Annotated in this window: 8 protein-coding genes and 1 pseudogene; 6 read left to right on the forward strand and 3 right to left on the reverse strand. The window is 62.8% G+C overall.

Annotation, left to right across the window (positions count from 1 at the left end; all coding sequences use genetic code 11):
• Window positions 1-105: 105 nt before the first annotated feature.
• The gene (gene aptA / locus KWO_RS12570; protein WP_010376943.1) at window positions 106-1,458 is read left to right on the forward strand and encodes an omega-aminotransferase AptA; all 1,353 of its coding nucleotides are present in this window, start codon (window positions 106-108) and stop codon (window positions 1,456-1,458) included.
• Between the two features lie 60 nt (window positions 1,459-1,518).
• Here aptA and KWO_RS12575 read toward each other — a convergent pair whose 3' ends face one another.
• Window positions 1,519-4,650, reverse strand: coding sequence for an AAA domain-containing protein (locus KWO_RS12575; RefSeq protein ID WP_010376945.1), 3,132 nt, complete (start codon window positions 4,648-4,650; stop codon window positions 1,519-1,521).
• 164 nt (window positions 4,651-4,814) lie between these two features.
• Here KWO_RS12575 and KWO_RS12580 point away from each other — a divergent pair, with 164 nt between their 5' ends.
• The 4 genes and pseudogenes from KWO_RS12580 to KWO_RS12595 all read left to right on the forward strand — a co-directional run bounded on the left by KWO_RS12580 (window position 4,815) and on the right by KWO_RS12595 (window position 12,465).
• Window positions 4,815-5,669, forward strand: a complete 855-nt coding sequence (locus KWO_RS12580; RefSeq protein ID WP_010372480.1) for a hypothetical protein — start codon at window positions 4,815-4,817, stop codon at window positions 5,667-5,669.
• Window positions 5,670-5,901: 232 nt separating this feature from the next.
• Window positions 5,902-7,206 carry a DUF445 domain-containing protein gene (locus tag KWO_RS12585; protein ID WP_010376947.1) on the forward strand — a complete coding sequence of 435 codons (1,305 nt, stop codon included), beginning with the start codon at window positions 5,902-5,904 and terminating at the stop codon, window positions 7,204-7,206.
• 141 nt (window positions 7,207-7,347) lie between these two features.
• Window positions 7,348-11,443, forward strand: a pseudogene (locus tag KWO_RS12590) (CHASE domain-containing hybrid sensor histidine kinase/response regulator).
• Between the two features lie 35 nt (window positions 11,444-11,478).
• Window positions 11,479-12,465 (forward strand): HD-GYP domain-containing protein, encoded by a 987-nt coding sequence (locus tag KWO_RS12595; RefSeq protein ID WP_010372468.1) that lies wholly within the window; start codon window positions 11,479-11,481, stop codon window positions 12,463-12,465.
• A gap of 29 nt (window positions 12,466-12,494) precedes the next feature.
• Here the strand turns inward: KWO_RS12595 and KWO_RS12600 are convergent, their stop codons facing one another.
• A complete protein-coding gene (locus KWO_RS12600; protein ID WP_124944055.1) occupies window positions 12,495-12,767 on the reverse strand; it encodes a hypothetical protein in 273 nt (90 codons plus the stop codon).
• A gap of 317 nt (window positions 12,768-13,084) precedes the next feature.
• On the opposite strand from KWO_RS12600, the gene KWO_RS12605 reads away from it, so the two are divergent.
• Entirely contained in the window at window positions 13,085-14,512 is a 1,428-nt protein-coding gene (locus tag KWO_RS12605; protein ID WP_010376949.1) for a DHA2 family efflux MFS transporter permease subunit, read from the forward strand.
• Between the two features lie 233 nt (window positions 14,513-14,745).
• Here KWO_RS12605 and KWO_RS12610 read toward each other — a convergent pair whose 3' ends face one another.
• Entirely contained in the window at window positions 14,746-19,752 is a 5,007-nt protein-coding gene (locus KWO_RS12610; RefSeq protein ID WP_017112669.1) for an NAD-glutamate dehydrogenase, read from the reverse strand.
• Between the last annotated feature and the right edge of the window lie 139 nt (window positions 19,753-19,891).

A 19,891-nucleotide genomic window follows, 5' to 3' on the forward strand; every position in this document is an offset into this window, starting at 1 on the left:
TGCACACACGATGTGCCAGCCAATGATGTGCCGCCGCCTGTATCAGGGTGACGGCCGACGCGCCAGCTGCGTACAGTCGGGCGATCCCGAGCGACGGAGCCTGCCATGCCCGACCACCTTCCCCGCGATGCAGCCGATGCGCTCCAGGCACCGGCGCAGCTGGATGCCTTCTGGATGCCGTTCACCGCCAATCGCCAGTTCAAGGCACGCCCTCGCCTGCTGGCCTCGGCGCAGGGCATGTACTACCGCGATGTCGATGGCCGTCAGATCCTGGACGGCACCGCCGGCCTGTGGTGCTGCAATGCCGGCCACAGCCGCGAGCGCATCGTGGCAGCGATCCGCGAGCAGGCCGGCACGCTGGATTTCGCGCCCACCTTCCAGATGGGCTCGCCGCTGCCATTCGTGCTGGCGCAACGCCTGGCCGCGATCGCCCCGCCCGGTCTGGGTCATGTGTTCTTCACCAACTCCGGCTCGGAGGCGGTGGATAGCGCGATGAAGATCGTGCTGGCCTATCACCGGCTGCGTGGCGAAGGTCAGCGCACCCGCTTCATCGGCCGCGAGAAGGCGTATCACGGGGTCGGTTTCGGCGGCATGTCGATCGGCGGGCTGCCCAACAACCGCAAGTGGTTCGGACCGTTGCTGGCCGGCACCGACCATCTGCGCCACACGCTGGATCTGCAACGCAATGCTTACTCGCGCGGACTGCCTGCCCATGGCGCGGAATTGGCCGACGATCTGGAACGGCTGATCACCCTGCACGACGCCTCCACCATTGCCGCGGTCTTCGTCGAACCGGTGTCCGGCTCTGCCGGCGTGATCCTGCCACCAGAAGGCTACCTGCAGCGGTTGCGCGCCATCTGCGACCGCCACGGCATCGCGCTGGTGTTCGACGAGGTGATCACCGGTTTCGGCCGCGTGGGCGACGCGTTCGCCGCGCAGCGCTTCGGCGTCACCCCGGACATCATCACCGCCGCCAAGGGCCTGACCAGCGGCACCGTGCCGATGGGTGCGGTGCTGGTGGCCGATGCGATCCATGACGCCTTCATGCACGGGCCACAGAACGCGATCGAGCTGTTTCACGGCTACACCTATTCCGGCCACCCGCTGGCCTGCGCAGCGGCGATCGCCACGCTGGACACCTACGCCGAAGAAGACCTGTTCACGCGCGCAATCGCGCTCGGCCCGCAGTGGGAGGACGCATTGCACAGCCTGCGCGGGCTGCCGCACGTCATCGACATCCGCAACATCGGCCTGATCGGTGCGATTGAACTGGCACCGCGCAACGGCGCCCCAGGCGCACGCGGTTACGAGGTGTTCGAGCGCTGCTTCCATGACGGCGGCCTGCTGGTACGCGTCACCGGCGATGTCATCGCACTGTCACCGCCGCTGATCGTCACGCCCGAGCAGATCGGGCAGATGGTGGAGACGCTGGGCAACATCCTGCGCAGCACTGCGTGAATCGGTGACGGTCACCAGCAACGTCATTGTGAAGGTGTCTTGCTTTACACCATGCCGCAATCAAGCGGCATGTCGAGCATGGAACTCATTCAACATGGCGAGCGCAGTATCGAAATAGGGTTTGCCGCCCCAGAGGTTGCGATCACCGATCACATATAGATGCTTCTTGGCGCGCGTGACTGCGACATTGAGGATATTTGGTTCCACGCTGGCCCAATTGATCGCCCCTGAATGACTTGAATCGCAGCCGAGCACGAAGAACACGATGTCGCACTCCTTGCCCTGGAAGGTATGCACTGTGCCGATGTTGGACCTGAATTTCTCTAGATTTGCTTTCGTCGGCACCGGAATCGATCTACCGGCAAGCGCCTGCTCCCAGTTGGCGCGCGTGCAAAGCAGCGTGCACAAGCCGCTCCTGACTTCCCGAAACGGCGTGATCACGAACACATCAGGCAGACGCCGATCGCACGTGCTTGCCTGACTAACGTATAAGTCCACCAGCGCAGCGAACAGGCGCCGCGCCTGCGCAGGCACAAATTTGCTGCCGTTCCCGCTGATTGCGTCGACATGCCACCAACTGCTCGGACCCAACGTCGGATGAAGAGTGGCAATCCCATTCTTGGCATGCTTCATCCGATTGGCATACGCAATCTGATTGGCGATCCCAAACATCGGAGCATCGCAGCGACGGTGCATGACAAGCGGCACGCCGATAAAGCTGTCCGGGCTGGCAGGATGGCGTACGCCAAACGCGTAGGCGCGATCAGCCAAGGTCTGCACCGAGTTCTTGTCGACAGCATACCTGGCGTACTGCTGTCCCAACCAGTGGTTGCCAAGCAACTGAAGCAAGCGGGTGCCGTGCGGCACGACCGGAGGAATCTGTAGTGGATCGCCAACTACCACAACACGTTGCGCCCGCATCATCGCGCCCACCGCTGCCTGCGGCGGCGCCTGACCGGCCTCATCGACTATCAGCCAGCCCAGCTCCTCGCTGCCAACGCCGGCAAATTGGCGACGTACCGAGGCAAACGTGGTCGACACGACCGGTGTCAGCATGAAAAGCCATTGCCAAAGCGCCGTTGCATCGTTGCCGGATGCGGACGGACGTGACAGAAAATCGTTGATCGCCGAGCAGATGTTTGGCTGAGCATTGAGGAAGAACGCCTCATGCAAGGCCATGGCGGCGGCGAAAAGCGCATTGCGCGACTGATTCAGGCGGGGTCCCTGCCAAAATGCGATGACCTGATTGGCATGACTGTCCAGGGAGCCACCATCCCAGATTGCAACATCGGCAGCCGCGCATTGCTGCGCAAACGTTTCAGTGTCCTGCGCAAGCCGCCGCAACGCTGAGGCAAGATCGCAGTAGGTGCACCATTGCTGATAGCGCTTGGCGTCAAATATCTGCGACAGCCAGCGCAACCATTTCGGCAGCAGACGGCGCTCAAGGCCGTCTGCATCTTCCTGCGACCGCTGCGCCAGAGCGCCCGCCGCAGCTGCAAGTTCGGCTAGGGGCAGTGAATCAAACGCTGGCAGGGCCTCGCACAAGAAACCGGCGCGCTCCCAATCGGCATGCAGCTGTGTCAGCGACGCCTCCAAACAGACAAGGACTGCATGTTCCTTGTTGTATGCAGCCCGCGCATCGATGAATTTTTCCTGCGCGGTTTTGAAAGGCATTGGCGCATTCAGCTGTTTGCGGTAACGCCAATACGTCTGGGCATTGGCGTTGTCCCAGGCTGCATGATCCACCTTGGCATCTGCCAGATACTTTTCCGGCGGTTTGTCAGGCGTGGCAGCTCGATAACCAAAGATGTCGTTGAAACGTGTGCAGTTGGCTTTTTTGCCCAGCGCAGCAGAAACCAAACCCCAGACCGGCAGGTGCGCGGCTGTCCAGGGCTTACTGGCATGACTGCCGGCATATTTGGTGGCAACCGGCTGGAAATATCGCAAGGAGTCGAGCAACGCCGGATCGATGCCGCTGCATTGCGGCAACTCCAAGGACAGATTTTCGACCGCACCGTTGTTGGTGGAAGCGACCACAATTTCATAGCCGATCAACGCAGGAGCCAATTTGTACATCGGCTTGCCGAAGACCTGCATTTCCAATGTCTCGCTCGACAATCCCTGCCTGACATCGGCCAGCCCTGCCAGTACGCCAGCACGCTCCACCACAAGATGCGCGATCAGATCGCGTAGCAGTGTCGTTTTGCCGGTTCCCGGCGGCCCATTGATCGCCAGGATCTGGCCCGGTTCGAGCGCCTTCATCTTGTTCAAAGCGAACTGCTGCATCAACGACTGGCACTGGTCTGGCAGCGATGGCCAACGCCCGGCAATGCTGCTGGTGGGCCGCAGAGTCTGCAGGATTTGCGAATGTCCTTGCGCACTGTCCAAATCAAGCTTTGGCACGTCGATGCCAGCCAGATAGGCCTGCAATGCACGCGGCGGCCCTGGTTGCCCGAGCATACCCTTGGCTTGATTGAGGTCGTGGACGAAGAAACTGTTGAGTATCGGCAGATCCTCCGCTGCGTCTTCACCAGAGGCATCGCCTTCGATGGCGGCGGCCTCGGATACAGCAGCGGACGCGGCAGCTGTATCCGGCTCCTGCAGCAACTCCATCCACGCCCATGCACTCCCGGCAGGTGGCCGATAGCCCGCCCACTGCACCAGCCGCTCCACTAATGCCGATAGCGCAGCTGCATCGAACTCCGGGGTCGAGGCACCGCATTCCTGTATCAGCTCAAACCTGAGCGCAGTGGTTTCCTGCTCGAACTGCCGCATCGACAGCCGATCCAACGATCCTGCCTGCAACTGACCCATTGCCCATGGCAATGCAGAGAAGCTGATTGCGTCAAAGTTGGGGCGTCCATTGGCACTGAGCTTCAGTTTCGCAAAGCATGTGAAGCCGTCCGCACACAACTCACTGTCACGCGCATTGACAATGGACGAAGCCTCTGGTTCTGAGAGTTGCGCTGCTACAATCCTGGTCGCCTCCTTTGCGGGGAACGGCAGCAAATACAGCAACCTTGGAGCAACGCTTGCCGAGTCCCAGGTACCATCAATCATCTGTTCCGGTCCAAGCAGATGCACAGGCCGGTGCTTGCGGGCCTTTTCCAACTGCTCGTCGAGATCGTAGATGTTGAAAAACTCGACGCCATGCCAATAGTCGAGAGCTGCCTGATCGACCGGATCTACCATACCAACATCATCCTTTCGCCAATTGTCTGGACGTTCTGGCGTCAGTCTAGCTGAACGGCAGTTTGCCTCCGGCGCCCTCACATTGGAAGGCGTTGCCCGCGCCGCAGCGGACAGGATGAGGCAGGCTCACTACAATGCCCGCCCCGTACCCCAGCAGTTGCCGTATGAACATCGTTGTCAAAGAAGAACTCAAGGCCTATATCGACCCGTTGACGCCCGACGAGCACGAGGCGTTGGAACGCAGCCTGCTGGCCGAAGGCTGCCGCGATGCCTTGGTGCTGTGGGGCGATGTGCTGGTGGATGGCCACAACCGTTACGGCATCTGCCAGAAGCACGGCCTGCCGTTCCAGACCGTGCAGAACCCGCGTTTCCAGTCCATGCAGGACGTGCACCTGTGGATGATCGAGCAGCACCTGGGCCGGCGCAGCGTCTCCGACTTTCAGCGCGGCGTGCTGGCATTGCGCAAGCGCGAGATCCTCGCCGTACGCCAACGCACCCAACGCGACGCCGACGCCGCTGCCGAAGCGCCGGTGGTGACCGGCGACCAACCCGACACCGGCCTGGACGACAGCAGCGCACACACCGCCGATGACAGCGACAGCCCGCCGTGGGAAGAAACCTCCACCCCGGTCAGCCGCGCCGAGCTGGCACGCGAAGCGCGCCTGAGCAGCAACCAGGTGGTGATGATCGAACGTATCCATAAGCAGGCCGCGCCGGAAGTGGTGCAAGCGGTCAAGGCTGGCGAGATTTCGATCAGCGCCGCCGCGGCCGTGGCAACACTGTCAGAAGACGAGCAGCGCGCCGCCGCGCAGGCCGGCAAGGCCGAACTCAAACAGGCCGCCAAGCGCGTGCGCGATGCCAAGCGCAAACCCAGGGCCGACGAGACAGAAGGTGGCCAAGTCGAACCCCGCGACATGAAAGCTTTGCAGCGCCGCGTCACCGAACTGGAAAACGAAAACGCAGCGCTGCAGTCCAAGGTGACCGCATTGCAGGCGCAGTTGGAAAGCCTGCGCGGCTGAGTGCACCCGACAGTCGACAGCAACACGTAGGAGCTCACCTGGGCGCGGCAGGCATTCCCGATAAAGGCGGTCGCGCCCAGGTGCGCTCCTACGACAGCAACAGCCGCTGGGTCGCCCCAACCCAAGCGCAGCTGGAGCACAAGGCACGCAAGACGCGGCCAGCAGCCTGCGCGCGCGATGGCGCCACCTGCCGTGGACATGTCCTGGTCAACCGACTGGGTACACTTCACTGATGGAACCCAGTCTCAGCACACCCCGCCCCATCGATCCCCGTCGTGCCCAGCTGCAGCGCATGAAGCTGTTGGCGGTGGCCCTGCTGCTGGCGATGTTCGCTGGCTTCATCATCAGTCACCTGATGGGCGAACATGGCGTCTGGGCGTGGGTGTCGGCCTTCTGCGAAGCGGCCACAGTGGGCGCTTTGGCTGACTGGTTTGCAGTGGTCGCACTGTTCCGGCGCCCGATGGGCCTGCCGATTCCGCATACCGCCATCCTGCCGCGCGGCAAGGACCGGCTGGCCGACGGCCTGGCCGTGTTCGTGCGCGACCAGTTTCTCGCCCCCGATGCCTTGATGGAAAAACTGCGCGTGTTCGATCCCGCCAGCCGCCTGGGCGATTGGCTGGCAAAGCCCGAACAGGCACGCATGTTGGCGCAAATGGCACGCAGCTGGATGCTGCAGGCGCTGGAACTGCTCGACGAAGCGGCGGTGCGCCGCGCAATTCAAGGCTTTGTTGTCGACCGCCTCCGCAAATGGAATGCCGCTGCCACCATCGGCGATGTCATGGCCCTGCTCACCACCGACGGGCGCCATCAGAAGCTGTTGGACGAAGTATTACTGCGGCTGGGCGAATGGCTGGATCAGGAGCAGGTCAAGACGCGCGCTTCTGCATTGATCGTGCGTTACGCACGCCGCGAGTGGCCCAAGCTGGTCGGCACTGTGAACTGGGTCAAGCCGATTGAAGAGATCGGCGACAGTCTGGCCGATCGCATGGCGCGCGCGGCAATCGAAGAACTGCAGGACATCCTCAAGACGCCCGAGCACCCAATCAGGCTCGACTATGAGGCGTGGTTGCAGGGCTACATCACACGGCTGCGCGACGAACCGGAAATGGCCGTGCGCGTGGAAGAACTCAAGCAACGCGCAATCGAACACCCGGCACTGCAGGAATACGTGCAAGGCCTGTGGGGTGAAATTCGCGACGCATTGCGCAATGACCTGGCACGCGAGCAGTCGTCGATGGCTGCGCACATGGAGCGCTCCATGCAATCGCTCGGCCAGGCCTTGTCACAGGATCCCTCGCTGCGTGAAGCGCTCAATCAACATATGTTGCAAGCGGCCGATAAGCTCACCACGCGCCTGCGCACATCGGTGACCGACCATATTGCATCGACGATGAAAAGTTGGGACGAACGTCACCTCGTCGAACAATTGGAATTGGGTGTGGGGCGCGATCTGCAATACATTCGCTTCAATGGAACGTTGGTCGGTGGATTGATCGGGCTCATCCTTCACGCGTTGTCGGTCTGGCTCTCGATTTGATGTTGGAAACACCGATCGCCCACTCGGATGAGGTGCAGGCTTACGGGGCTGCATAGCCACACCATCGTCAGGCGGTACCACGAGGTCGACGTCTGTCGGCCAGCATTCTGGGCACGTAATACGCAAGGCGAAGGAACGAAGATGCCGAAGGGCCGCTGGGATTTGCGCAGGATCTATGGGCGTCGCGCATTCTTTGGTGCACTGCTGATTCTGATCGCCGGCCTGATTGCCGCCATCACCACCGGCGTGTGGCTGCAACGGCATAACGAGCTCGAGCGCGAGCAGCGGTTCCAATACGTGGTGCGCACGCTGGCACGCAACATCAGCGAACGCATGTCCACCTTCGAGCATGGCTTGCGCGGCGCACGCGGTGCGGTGATCGGCGCAGGCAGCGGCATCATCAGTCGAGAACGCTTCACCTTGTACAGCCGCTCGCGGGATTATCCGCACGAGTTTCCCGGCGTCCTGGGCTACGGATATATCCATCGCGTCGCCCCGGCCGACGAAGACGCTTTTTTGCAGGCCGCACGTGCCGACGGTGCGCCGGACATCCATCGCCGGCCATTGGCGCCGTGGGATGGCGAGCGCTACATGGTGTTGTATTTTGAGCCGGAATCTTCGGGCAATCGCCCGCTCGGCATTGATATCGCCTCCGAGCCGCGCCGACGCGCCGCCGCTTTGCAGGCCGCGCGCAGCGGCGAGCCGATCATGACCTCGCCGATCTCGTTGTCCGGTTACCGTTTTCCTAGCGAAAGCGGTTTTTTGGTGTTGTTGGCGATCTATCGCGAAGGCATGCCGTTGCAGACGCCGCAGCAGCGCATGGCTGCCACCAGCGGCTGGGTGTATGCGCCTTTTTAGCGTCGAGCAGATGGTGCAAAGTGCCTTGGGCGAACGCGACGAGGTTGCGCTGGATCTGTCCGACCGCAACGAGTCCACCCACAATTTCTATCGCAGTGGCACGCCGGCCAACGACAGTGCGCTGCGTCCGCCGGTGGTGCAGTTGTTGCCGATGTATGGCCGCACCTGGGTCATTACCGCCCATCCCACCGCTAGCTTCCTCGCCTCGCTCAACCAGAATTCGCCCTGGTTGATCGGCGGGCTGGTGATGGCAGGTGCAGTGCTGTTTGCCGCCCTGCTGGTGCTGTATTTCAGCAATGGACTACGCCGCGAAGAAGTGCTGCGCAAGCAAATGGAGCTGGCCGCACTGGTCAGCCATTCCAGCGAAGCCATCGTTGCCGAAACCCCGGACGGGCACATCACCCACTGGAACCCTGCTGCCGAGGCGATGTTCGGTTACACGGCTGAAGAGGCGATCGATCAGGACCTGACCATGCTGCTGTCGCCGCAGCCGTATGCGATGCCTGAGGTCGACCATGCCGACGCTGCGCTGGCGGGCAACGCATTGGCGGCACAAACGATGCGCCATCGCGACGGCCATCAGGTGTATGTGCTGGCCAGCAAGGCGCCGATCATCGAAAGCGAAGGCACACTCAGCGGGCATTCGCATTTCTTCCGTGACATCTCCGAGCGCGTGCGCTCGCATCAACGCATCATCGATCTCAACGCTTCCCTTGAACATCAAGTGGCCGAACGCACCAGCGAGCTGGTGAAATTCTCGGTGCTGCAACGCGCGATCCTGGCGCACGCCGGTTACGCCATCATCGCCACCGATTCCAGCGGCTTCGTCACGCTGTTCAATCCGGCTGCGGAAAAACTACTGGGTTACAGCGCTGCAGAAGTGATCGGCCGGCGCAAGGCCAGCCAGTTCATCGAGCAGGACGAACTGCAAGCGCGCGCGCACATGCTCGCAGACCAGACCGGCACGCCGGTGGCGCATACGCTGGAAGCGATCGCCGCACTTACCAGCCTGGGTCGCAGCGACACCAGCGAGTGGACCTACGTCAGCCATGACGGGCGTCGCCTTCCGGTGCTGCTGACCCTGAGCACCCTGCGCGACGACCACGACCAGGTGATCGGCTACCTGGGCGTGGCGGTGGATCTCACCGAGCAAAAGCTGCACGAAAAACAGCTGCGTCTGGCGATGGATGCGGCCAAGAGCGCCAACCAGTCCAAGTCCGATTTCCTGGCCAACATGAGCCACGAAATCCGCACCCCGATGAACGCCATCCTGGGAATGCTGTACCTGCTTCAGCGCAGCGAACTGCCCGGCGCCGCGCAGGAAATGGTTACCAAGATCGACCGCTCCGCCCGCGCGCTGCTGGAAATCATCAACGACATCCTGGACTTCTCCAAGATCGAGGCCGGGCGCATCGATCTGGAACGTGCGCCGTTCGATCTGAACCAGCTGTTCGACAATATCGCCGACCTGATGCGCTCCTCGCTCAGCGCCAAGCCGGTGGAAATGATCGTCGAGCCGTTGCCGCGCGACAGTCGTTGGCTGCTCGGCGATGCGCTGCGCATCAATCAGGTACTGGTGAATCTGGTTGGCAACGCGATCAAGTTCACCGAACAGGGCGAAGTGGTGCTGTCGGTCCGGCGCTTCCCCAGCGGCGATCCCAACAAACTCAAGCTGTTGTTTTCGGTACGCGATACCGGCATCGGTATTTCCAAGGAAAAGCAGAGCCTGATCTTTTCGCCATTCCTGCAGGCCGACACCTCCACCAGCCGGCGTTACGGCGGCAGCGGTCTGGGGCTGACCATCAGCCGACGCTTGGTCGAATTGATGGGCGGCGAACTGGAAGTGGAAAGCGTGCCCGGCCGCGGCAGCGAATTCTATTTCGTGATCACACTGGAAAAATCCGCGCCGCCGCAGGCACAACGCGAATTGCCGGCGTTGCCGCCAGAAGCGATGCCGCGCGTATTGATCGCCGACGACCACGATGCGGCGCTCAACAACCTGGTGCGCATCGCCACCGAACTTGGCTGGCGTGTGGATGCGGTGGCCAGTGGTCAGGCCGCGCTGCAGGCCATCGAACAAGCCGCCGAGCCCTACGATATTTTCCTGCTCGACTGGCGCATGCCCGACATCGACGGGGTCGCCATTGCGCGCGAGATTCGGGCGCGTGCCGCGCCCAGCCCGCATCCGGTGATCGTGATGGTGACCGCCTACGAGCGCCGCCTGCTGGAGCTGCATCCGGAGCAACAGGATCTGGATGCGGTGCTGACCAAACCGGTGACCGGCCCAGCCCTGCATAGGCTGGTCGAACAATTGGTCGACGAACGCCCAGGTGCACGCCCGACCACACCCACGTTCGTGGCCCGTCGTCTGGAAGGCGCACATCTGCTGCTGGTCGACGACAGCGAAATCAACTGCGAAGTGGCACAACGCATTCTCGAAGGCGAAGGCGCCATGGTTACCGTCGCCCACGATGGCGAACAGGCGGTGAGCACGCTCAAGCGTGCGCCTAACCTGTTCCATCTGGTGCTGATGGATGTGCAGATGCCGGTGGTGGATGGTTACGAGGCCACGCGCCGGCTGCGCCAGACCCCGGCCTTGGCCAGTTTGCCGGTGATTGCGCTGACCGCCGGCGCGTTCCGACCGCAGCAGGAAAAAGCGCTGGAAGCCGGCATGAACGGGTTTATCGCCAAACCGTTCAATGTCGAAGAATTGGTCACTGCCATTCGGCATTTTCTGCAGCCGGGCACGCGGCGCATTCCGTCGCTTCCGTATGAGGCCGAGGTTTCCGCCGGACCTGAGTGGGAACATAGCGAACCCGAACTGCTGGATGCCGCACGCGCGCGCAGCCTGTGGCGCGAACGCGAGCCATATGCGCGCTATCTGATCAAGCTGCTGCGCGACAACCCCGCCCCGGCGGAAGTGGCCGCCGAGCATCTGCGCCGCAATGAATTGCCGGCCATCGGTGCGATGGCGCACAAGTTGCGTGGCGCGGCCGGCTCGCTCGCGTTGCCGGCGCTGGCCGGTGCAGCTGGCGACCTGGAAATGCGCATCGACGAAGGACACGACATCACCGCCTCGTTGATTGCGTTGAAGGACGTCATGCAGCGTACCGCCGAGGCGATCCGGGCATTTTTGCAACACGGCGACAGCGACATTGCTGTCGAAGAGGATGGCGTTGCATTGGATGCCGACAGCGTGCAGATCCTGACCTCGGCCTTCGCCAGCGACAATGCCGACCAGATCGATCATGCGCTGCTGATCTGCGCGCCACGTTTACCGCGCATGCTGCAGGAAGCATTGCAACGCGCCGTCGAAGATTTCGACTTCCGTCGCGCCGAAACCACGTTGCGCGATTGGCAGACGACCCACCTGCACTGATCGCGCTCCCCCGAGCCGCTTGGCAAGGATCCAGCATGCCGTCCCTTCCCCTGCTGTGTGTCGACGACGAATCCAGCAATCTGGCCACCCTGCGCCAGTTGCTGCGCGACGACTTCGCACTGGTGTTCGCCAAATCCGGCGGTGAAGCCCTGGATGCGGTGACGCGCCACACGCCTAAGTTGATCCTGCTGGATGTCGAATTGCCGGACATGGACGGCTATGCGGTGGCGCGCGCGCTCAAGCAGCAGCCGTCCAGCAACGCCATCCCGATCCTGTTCGTGACCTCGCGCAATAGCGAGCACGACGAACGTCTGGGGCTGGAAGCGGGCGCGGCCGATTACGTCAGCAAGCCCTACTCGCCTGCGCTGCTCAAGGCACGCATCGCCACGCAGTTGAAGCTGGCCGAAAACGCACGTCTTGCCCAGCAATACCGCGACGCGATTCACCTGCTTGGTACAGCCGGCCAAGGCCAGGACGCCGACACCGGCGCACACATCTGGCGGATGGCGGTGTATGCGCGGGTCCTGGCCGAAGCAGTGGGTTGGTCGCCGCAGCAGGCGCAGACCCTGCAGGACGCCGCCCCGCTGCACGACGCCGGCAAAATCGCGGTGCCCGGCAGCATCCTGCAAAAGCCCGATTCGCTGGACGAGCACGAACGCTCGGTTGTTCGTCAGCACCCGCAAGCCGGCCACGATCTCTTACGCCATGGCCGCGGTCCGGTGTTCCAGCTGGCTGCGGAAATCGCGCTGCATCATCACGAATGCTGGGACGGCAGCGGATATCCCGATGGGTTGTCCGGCGATGCCATTCCCGAATCGGCACGCATCGTGGCGGTAGCCGACGTGTTCGACGCGCTATGCGGGCGGCGCGCCTACAAGGCGCCGTGGACGGTGGAGGACGCCATGCGCAAGCTCGACAGCATGGCGGGCAAACAACTGGAGCCGCGCCTGGTGCAGCATTTCCACGAGGCATTGCCGCAGATTCTGCAGATCAAGGACGCTTGGGAGAGCCCTGCAGCGTAGCGTTGATCCGGACAGGTTCATGCACTGATTCAGGCGCTGCCCCACGCGATCTGCAGCTGGCTGTTTTCATCGGTATCCCCGCTCCGCGCCAGGCGCGCGTGCTTGCCGGCGTATGTGCTCAAAGACACATAAGCGGCGCGTATGCCGTACTTTCTCGTGCTGGTAACGGGATTTGAGCATGACAGCATGCGTTCGATTCCGTTTCTCTCACCGGGAGAAGGGGCCTTGAAGGGATGGATGAGGGCAAGACCGACCCCAGGCATCACCCAACCACTCAATCGTTCCGAAAGAATCTTGCTCACGCCAGACGCCTGGTGTCGTCCTCTCCCACCAGGAGCCGCCGGCATGAAAGCGGGAGGTTAGGGTAAGCGACGCCATGGCGTCGCCTCAGTAACAGCTGCGTTTGCAGTTCTCCACCTCACGACGGCCTTGGGATAAACCGCGCGCCGCAGCATCTGCCTCGCCCGCATCAAACGCACACAGCGTTGCTGCCATTGGCTTGAACCCAACGCTACACAAGTAGAAAATATCAATGTTGCGCCGCACAACACCGTGCGACGCGGGCCGATCCTGCTGCCACATGCGGCGCAGGCGGTGCGGCCCCGCAACCGAGAGTCCGATGTCCTCCAGCGTGTCCGAGGCCGGCGCTACGCCGCCGCGTTATCCCGATTACCGCATCATCTCGCTGATTCTGGCCTGCGCCATTTTCATGGAGCAGATGGATGCCACCGTGCTCGCCACCGCGCTACCGACCCTGGCGCGCGATTTCGGCGTGGCTGCGCCGGCGATGAGCATCGCCATGACCAGCTACCTTCTTGCACTGGCAGTGTTGATCCCGGCCAGCGGCGCCATCGCCGACCGCTTCGGCCTGCGTCGCGTGTTTGGCGCCTCCATCTGGGTGTTCGTCGGCGGCTCAATCCTGTGTTCGCTGGCCGACAGCCTGCCCACGATGGTGGCCGCGCGCGTGCTCCAGGGCGCCGGTGGCGCAATGATGGCCCCGCTCGGCCGGTTGATCCTGTTGCGCACGGTGGAGCGCCACCATCTGGTGTCGGCAATGGCCTGGACACTGGTGCCGGCCTTCATCGGCCCGATGCTAGGCCCGCCACTGGGCGGTTTTTTCGTCTCGTATCTGGATTGGCGCTGGATCTTCTACATCAACGTGCCGATCGGCATCGCCGGGTTTCTGCTGGTGCGGCGTTTCATTCCGGAGATTCCCACCGAATCGGTGCCGGCGCGTTTCGATCTGCGCGGCTTCGTGCTGTGCGGCACCGCGCTGGGCTGCCTGCTGTTCGGCCTGGAAATGGTCAGCCAGGAAAACGGCATCGGCGAAGCCAGCTGGCTGTTGGCAATCGGCAGCAGCGCGGCGCTGGGCTATCTCTGGCACGCACGTCACCACCCCGTTCCACTGATCGATTTGAGCTTGTTGCGGATCGAGTCGTTCCGGTTGTCGGTGATCGGCGGTGCGCTGATGCGCATCACCCAGGGCGCGCAGCCGTTTCTGTTGCCGCTGCTGTTTCAAATCAGCTTCGGCATGAGCGCTGCGCATAGTGGCCGGCTGATCCTGGCTACCGCGCTCGGCGCACTGCTGATGCGCACCATCACCCCGCAACTGCTGCGTCGCTTCGGGTATCGCAATAGCCTGATCGGCAACGGTGTGCTCGCCAGCCTGGGCTACATGGTGTGCGCATTCTTCCGCCCCGCTTGGCCACCGGCACTGATGTTCGGCCTGCTGTTGTGCTGCGGCGCCTTCATGTCGTTCCAGTTCGCCGCCTACAACACCATCGCCTACGAAAACGTGCCTCCCGCGCGCATGAGCCGCGCCAGCAGCCTGTACACCACCCTGCAGCAGCTGATGCTGTCGGTCGGCGTCTGTGCCGGCGCGATGATTCTCAACCTGGCAATGCTGGCCGGCGGCCACGCAACGCCGCAACTAGGCGATTTTTCGCTGGCATTCTGCATCGTCAGCCTGATTTCGCTCAGCGCCACCTGGTGGCATGTGCGCTTCGACAAGCATGCCGGGCAAGAAATGAGCGGGCATCGGGCCTGAGCCGGGCCCGGTCGTTTTGCGGCTTGTGCCGACCATGTTATTGAGCCGCAAAACATAGCGAATGGCTATCCACCAGCCGCGCTCATGGCACGTTGCGTACGCCTGCACCGCGCCTTGCACCACGCCCTGCACGCAAGAGGCCGCCCGTAGGCGGCCTCTTCATTGACTCAACCAGGCTGTCGAGACCACCGCGATAGCGAAGCATTCGCTTCGCCATCGCGGCAATACGTCGCTTACACCCCGTGCGCAGCCAGTTGGCCCAACCGCTGCACCGCCACAGACACGGTCGGGTAATCGAGCGTCTTCTGCTCGGCCACGTCGGTGAGCATGGCCAAGGTGAAGCGCAGGCTGGAATCGTCGCGTGCCATCCAGTTGGCCACCTTGTCCTCGGCACTGCTGCCGGGCATGGTCAACGCTTGGCCGACCAGCGCGCGTTGGTGTGCGGCCAGTTCGTCGCGCAGCACGCCACGTGCCACCGCGTGCCAACGGCCGTTGACCTCCAGTGCGTCGATCTGTTCGAACAACCACGGCAGCCGCAGCGCTTCGCCGAGGCGGAAATGCACCTTGGAAACGTCCACGGGCTTGAGCTTGCGCGTGCGTGCGGTTTCGATAATGTCGAAGGCTGGCTCCAGATACCGCAGCTCGGACAACTGCTGCGCCAGTGCCGGGGTCAGGCCCTTGTCCTGCCATTCCTGCACGCTGGCTTCGTACTGCGGGCGCTGCGCATCCGACAACACGCCTGATGCCACGCGGATGTCGTTGAACGGGCCGTGGTAACGCTCCACCGCTGCGGTAATGCCCGGCATCTGGCCCGGACGCAGCAGCAGCCAACGCACGAACGAACGCTGCAGGCGCCAGATCACTTCCAGTGCATCGATCTGCACCGACTCGGGAACCGTGCCGTCCAGCGCATCGATCTGCGTCCACAGCGCGCGCGCATCCAGCGTTTCGCGGCTGATGGTGTAGGCCTTGGCGACCTCGCCGATGCTGCGGCCGGTGTCTTCCTGCATACGCATCAGGAAGGTGGCGCCCATGCGATTGATGGTGGTATTGGTCACCGCGGTGGCGATGATTTCACGCTTCAGACGATGGCGCTCCATCGCATCGGCGTACTTCTTCTGCAGCGGCTGCGGGAAGTAGCGCTGCAATTCCTTGGAAAGGTACGGGTCTTCGGGAATGTCTGATTCCAGCAGCTGCTGGAACGCCACCAGCTTGGAATACGACAACAGCACCGACAGCTCCGGCCGGGTCAGCCCCTGCCCACGCGCCTTGCGTGCGGAGAGCTCAGCATCGGACGGCAGGAATTCGATCTGACGGTCGAGCAGGCCCTGCAGTTCCAGCGTGCGGATGAAGTGCTGCTTGGAGCCAAGGCGCTTGACGCTCATGCGCTCCATCAAGCTGATGGCCTGGTTTTGGCGGTAGTTGTCCCACAACACCAGGTCGGCCACTTCGTCGGTCATCGACGCCAGCAGCTTATTGCGCGCGTCGTAGGTGAGCTTCTTGGCCTGTACCATGTCGTTGAGCAGGATCTTGATGTTCACCTCGTGATCGGAGGTGTCCACGCCGGCCGAATTGTCGATAAAGTCGGTGTTGAGCAGTACGCCGGTTTGCGCCGCTTCGATGCGGCCCAGCTGAGTCAGGCCCAGGTTGCCGCCCTCGCCCACTACCTTGCAGCGCAACTCGCCGCCATTGACGCGCAGGCCGTTATTGGCGCGATCGCCCACATCGGTATGCGATTCGCTGGCTGCCTTGACGTAGGTGCCGATGCCGCCATTCCAAAACAAGTCCACCGGCGCTTTGAGAATGGCGTTCATCAGCTCGTTCGGAGAAAGCTGCTTGACGTTGGCGTCCAGCCCCAACGCTTGGCGCACCGGTGCACTGATGTCGATGGATTTGAGCGTGCGCGGATAGATGCCACCACCGGCGCTGATCAGTTTGGCGTCGTAATCGGCCCAGCTGGAACGCGGCAGCTTGAACAAGCGATCGCGCTCGGCGAAGGACACCGCTGGATCCGGGTTCGGATCCAGGAAAATGTGGCGGTGATCGAACGCGGCCAGCAGGCGGATGTGCTTCGAGAGCAGCATGCCGTTGCCGAACACGTCGCCGGACATATCGCCGATGCCGACCACGCTGAAGTCCTGGCTCTGGCAATCGCGGCCCATGGCGCGGAAGTGGCGCTTGACCGATTCCCACGCGCCACGTGCAGTGATGCCCATGCCCTTGTGGTCGTAACCCACCGAGCCACCGGAGGCGAACGCATCGCCCAGCCAGAAGCCGTGATCCAGCGCCAAACCATTGGCAATGTCGGAGAACGTCGCAGTGCCCTTGTCGGCCGCGACCACCAGGTAAGGGTCGTCCTGGTCGTGGCGCACTACCTGCGGCGGCGGCACGATCTTGCCGCCGACGATGTTGTCGGTGATGTCGAGCAGGCCCTGGATAAACAGCTTGTAGCAGGCGATGCCTTCTGCCTGGATCGCATCACGGTCGCCGCCGACCGGCGAGCGCTTGACGTAGAAACCGCCCTTGGCGCCAACCGGCACGATGACGGTGTTTTTGACCATCTGCGCCTTCACCAGGCCCAGCACTTCGGTACGGAAATCCTCGCGGCGGTCCGACCAGCGCAGGCCGCCACGCGCCACCGCGCCGAAGCGCAGATGCACGCCCTCTACGCGCGGGCCGTACACGAAGATTTCGCGATACGGACGTGGCTTGGGCAGGTCCGGCACGCGCGCCGAATCCAGCTTGAAGCTGATGCAGTGTGGGTGCTTGCCGCTCTTGTCGGTCTGGTAGTAGTTGGTGCGCAAGGTCGCATCGATCACATCCATGAAGCTGCGCAGGATGCGGTCTTCGTCCAGGCTGGAGACGCGGTCCATCAACTTCAGCAAGGTGGCGCGGGTGGCCTCCTGCTGCGCATCGCGGCCGCCGCCGCGCGCTTCCAGCACGGAGTCCAGTGCCTTGAGCGTAGCGTCGTCGCCGCCTGCCAATGCAGACAGTGCTTCGCGCAGGCGCTCCTGGCCGGCGAAGATCTGCGCCTTGGTTTCGCTGCCGGTGGACGGGTCGAAACGCGCTTCGAACAACTCCACCAGCAAACGCGCCAGCAACGGGTACCGGGTGAACGTGGCTTCGACATAGGCCTGCGAGAACGGCACTGCCGTCTGCAGCAAGTACTTGCAGTAGCCGCGCAACAGCGCGACCTGGCGCCAATGCAGGCCGGCCGCCAGGATCAGGCGATTGAAACCATCGTTCTCGGCATCGCCGTTCCAGATGCGCTCGAAGGCTTCACCAAAACCGGCATCGGCATGTGCGGCATTGATCTTGCCGGCAGTGGATTCGACCTCGAAATCCTGGATATAGACCGGCGTTTCGCCCACTTGCAGCCGATACGGCCGCTCGGAGATCACGCGCAAGCCCATGTTTTCCATCATCGGCATCGCATCGGACAACGGAATGTCGTCGAGCTGGCGATAGAGTTTCAGGCGCAGGCCTTCGCCCGCATCCAGGCGCGCGTCGTCGCGACGGATTTCCTGCAGGCTCAGATGCAGATCGTCCGGGCCATCCAGCGAGGCCAGGTGTTCGACGTCCGACACCGCCGATTCAATCGACGAATCTTCGATATAGCCGGCTGGCAGCGCACGCCCGAAGTTGGCCGCCATACGCAGGCCATTGGCTTCGCCGTGACGCGCCACCAGCGCCTCACGCAGCGCATCGCGCCAGTTGCGCAGCAAATGCGCCAAGCGCGATTCGAGTTCGGTGGTGTCGAATTCCAGCGCCTCGCCACTTTTGGGACGCACGATCAAATGCAGCTGCGCCAGCGGCGATTCGCCCAGCACCACGCTGGAGTCGATGTATTCCCCGTGCAGCGCGTCCTTCAACAGGCCTTCGATGCGCAGACGCACGTCGGTATTGAAGCGCTCGCGTGGGATATAGACCAAGGCGGAGATGAAGCGGCTGTACTTGTCGCGGCGCAGGAACATGCGGCTACGCACCCGCTCCTGCAGGCCAAGAATGCCGATCGCGGTGCGATACAGTTCTTCTTCGTTGGATTGGAACAGCTCTTCGCGCGGCAACGTTTCAAGAATATGGCGCAGCGCCTTGCCGCTATGGCTGCTCGGGGTCAGCCCGGACTTGCTCATCACATATTCGTGGCGCTGACGCACCAACGGAATTTCCCACGGGCGGCGGTTGTAGGCGCTGGAGGTGAACAGGCCCAGGAAACGCTGCTCGCCGACGATACGGCCCTTGGCATCGAATTCCAGGATGCCGATGTAATCCATGTAGCCGACCCGGTGCACGCGCGAACGCGCATTGGTCTTGGTCAGGATCAACGCGTCCTTGAGCTTGGACGAGGCGTTCAAGCCATGCGCCGCCAGCGTGGTCACCGGACGTGCCGGCGAGGTGTCGTGGCCGCGCATCAGGCCCAGGCCGGTTTCTTCCACCGGTGCGAGCACGTCCTGGCCGTCCTGCTTCTCCACGCGGTATTCGCGGTAGCCGAAGAAGGTGAAATGGTCGGCGGCCGCCCAGCGCAGGAATTCCTGTGCCTCGTGGCGGCTGATGTCGTCAATCGGCAGGCGGCGGGTGGCCAGGTCATCGGCCAGCATCACCATCTTCTCGCGCATCGCGGCCCAGTCCTGCACGATGGCACGCACTTCGGCCAGCACCTTGCGCACTGCTGCTTCCAGCTTGGGCATTTCTTCCGGCGGCTGGCGGTCGATCTCCAGCACCATCAGCGACTCGCTCTTGCCCTCGCCCACTGCCGTCAGCTTGCCTGCCTTGTCGCGTGCGATGCGCAGCACCGGATGGCCCAGCACGTGCACGCCGATGCCCAGGTCCGCCAGGGTCATGCTGACCGAATCCACCAGGAACGGCATGTCGTCGTTGACGATCTGCAGCAGGGTATGCGGCGACTCGTAGCCGTGGCTCTTAAAGGTGGGGTTGAACACCCGCACATTGACCGTACCGGCCTTGCGCGCACGTGCAAATTCCAGCATGTCCGCCGCCAACGCCGCCCACTGCTCCGGCGGATGGTTCGGGAATTCGTCCTCCTCCATGCGCCGGTAGAAGTCGGCGGCGAACGCCTGGACTTCGCCCTGGCGTGCGGTCGGGTAGCGCTTGCGCATCGCGGCAAACACCGGCTCGAGGGTGACCGCCTGCGGTTCGGTGGCAAGCACGGGGACGGCACGTTCGGCGACCGGTTTGAGCGACGTGGTGGACGATTTCGAAACGGCTTTCTTGGCTGTCATGAGTAGAGCTGGAATGCTCGGTGGAAAACCTGAATTGTACCGGTGCGCGATGACGACGCCTTGCTGCATAGCGCAAATATGCGGCCCGTCGTGATCCATGGCAGCGCGCAAAAGCACTACAGCTGTGTAATGTGTGGAA

The sequence above is a fragment of the Xanthomonas vasicola pv. musacearum NCPPB 4379 genome (assembly GCF_000277895.2).
GTDB classification, from domain to species: domain Bacteria; phylum Pseudomonadota; class Gammaproteobacteria; order Xanthomonadales; family Xanthomonadaceae; genus Xanthomonas; species Xanthomonas vasicola.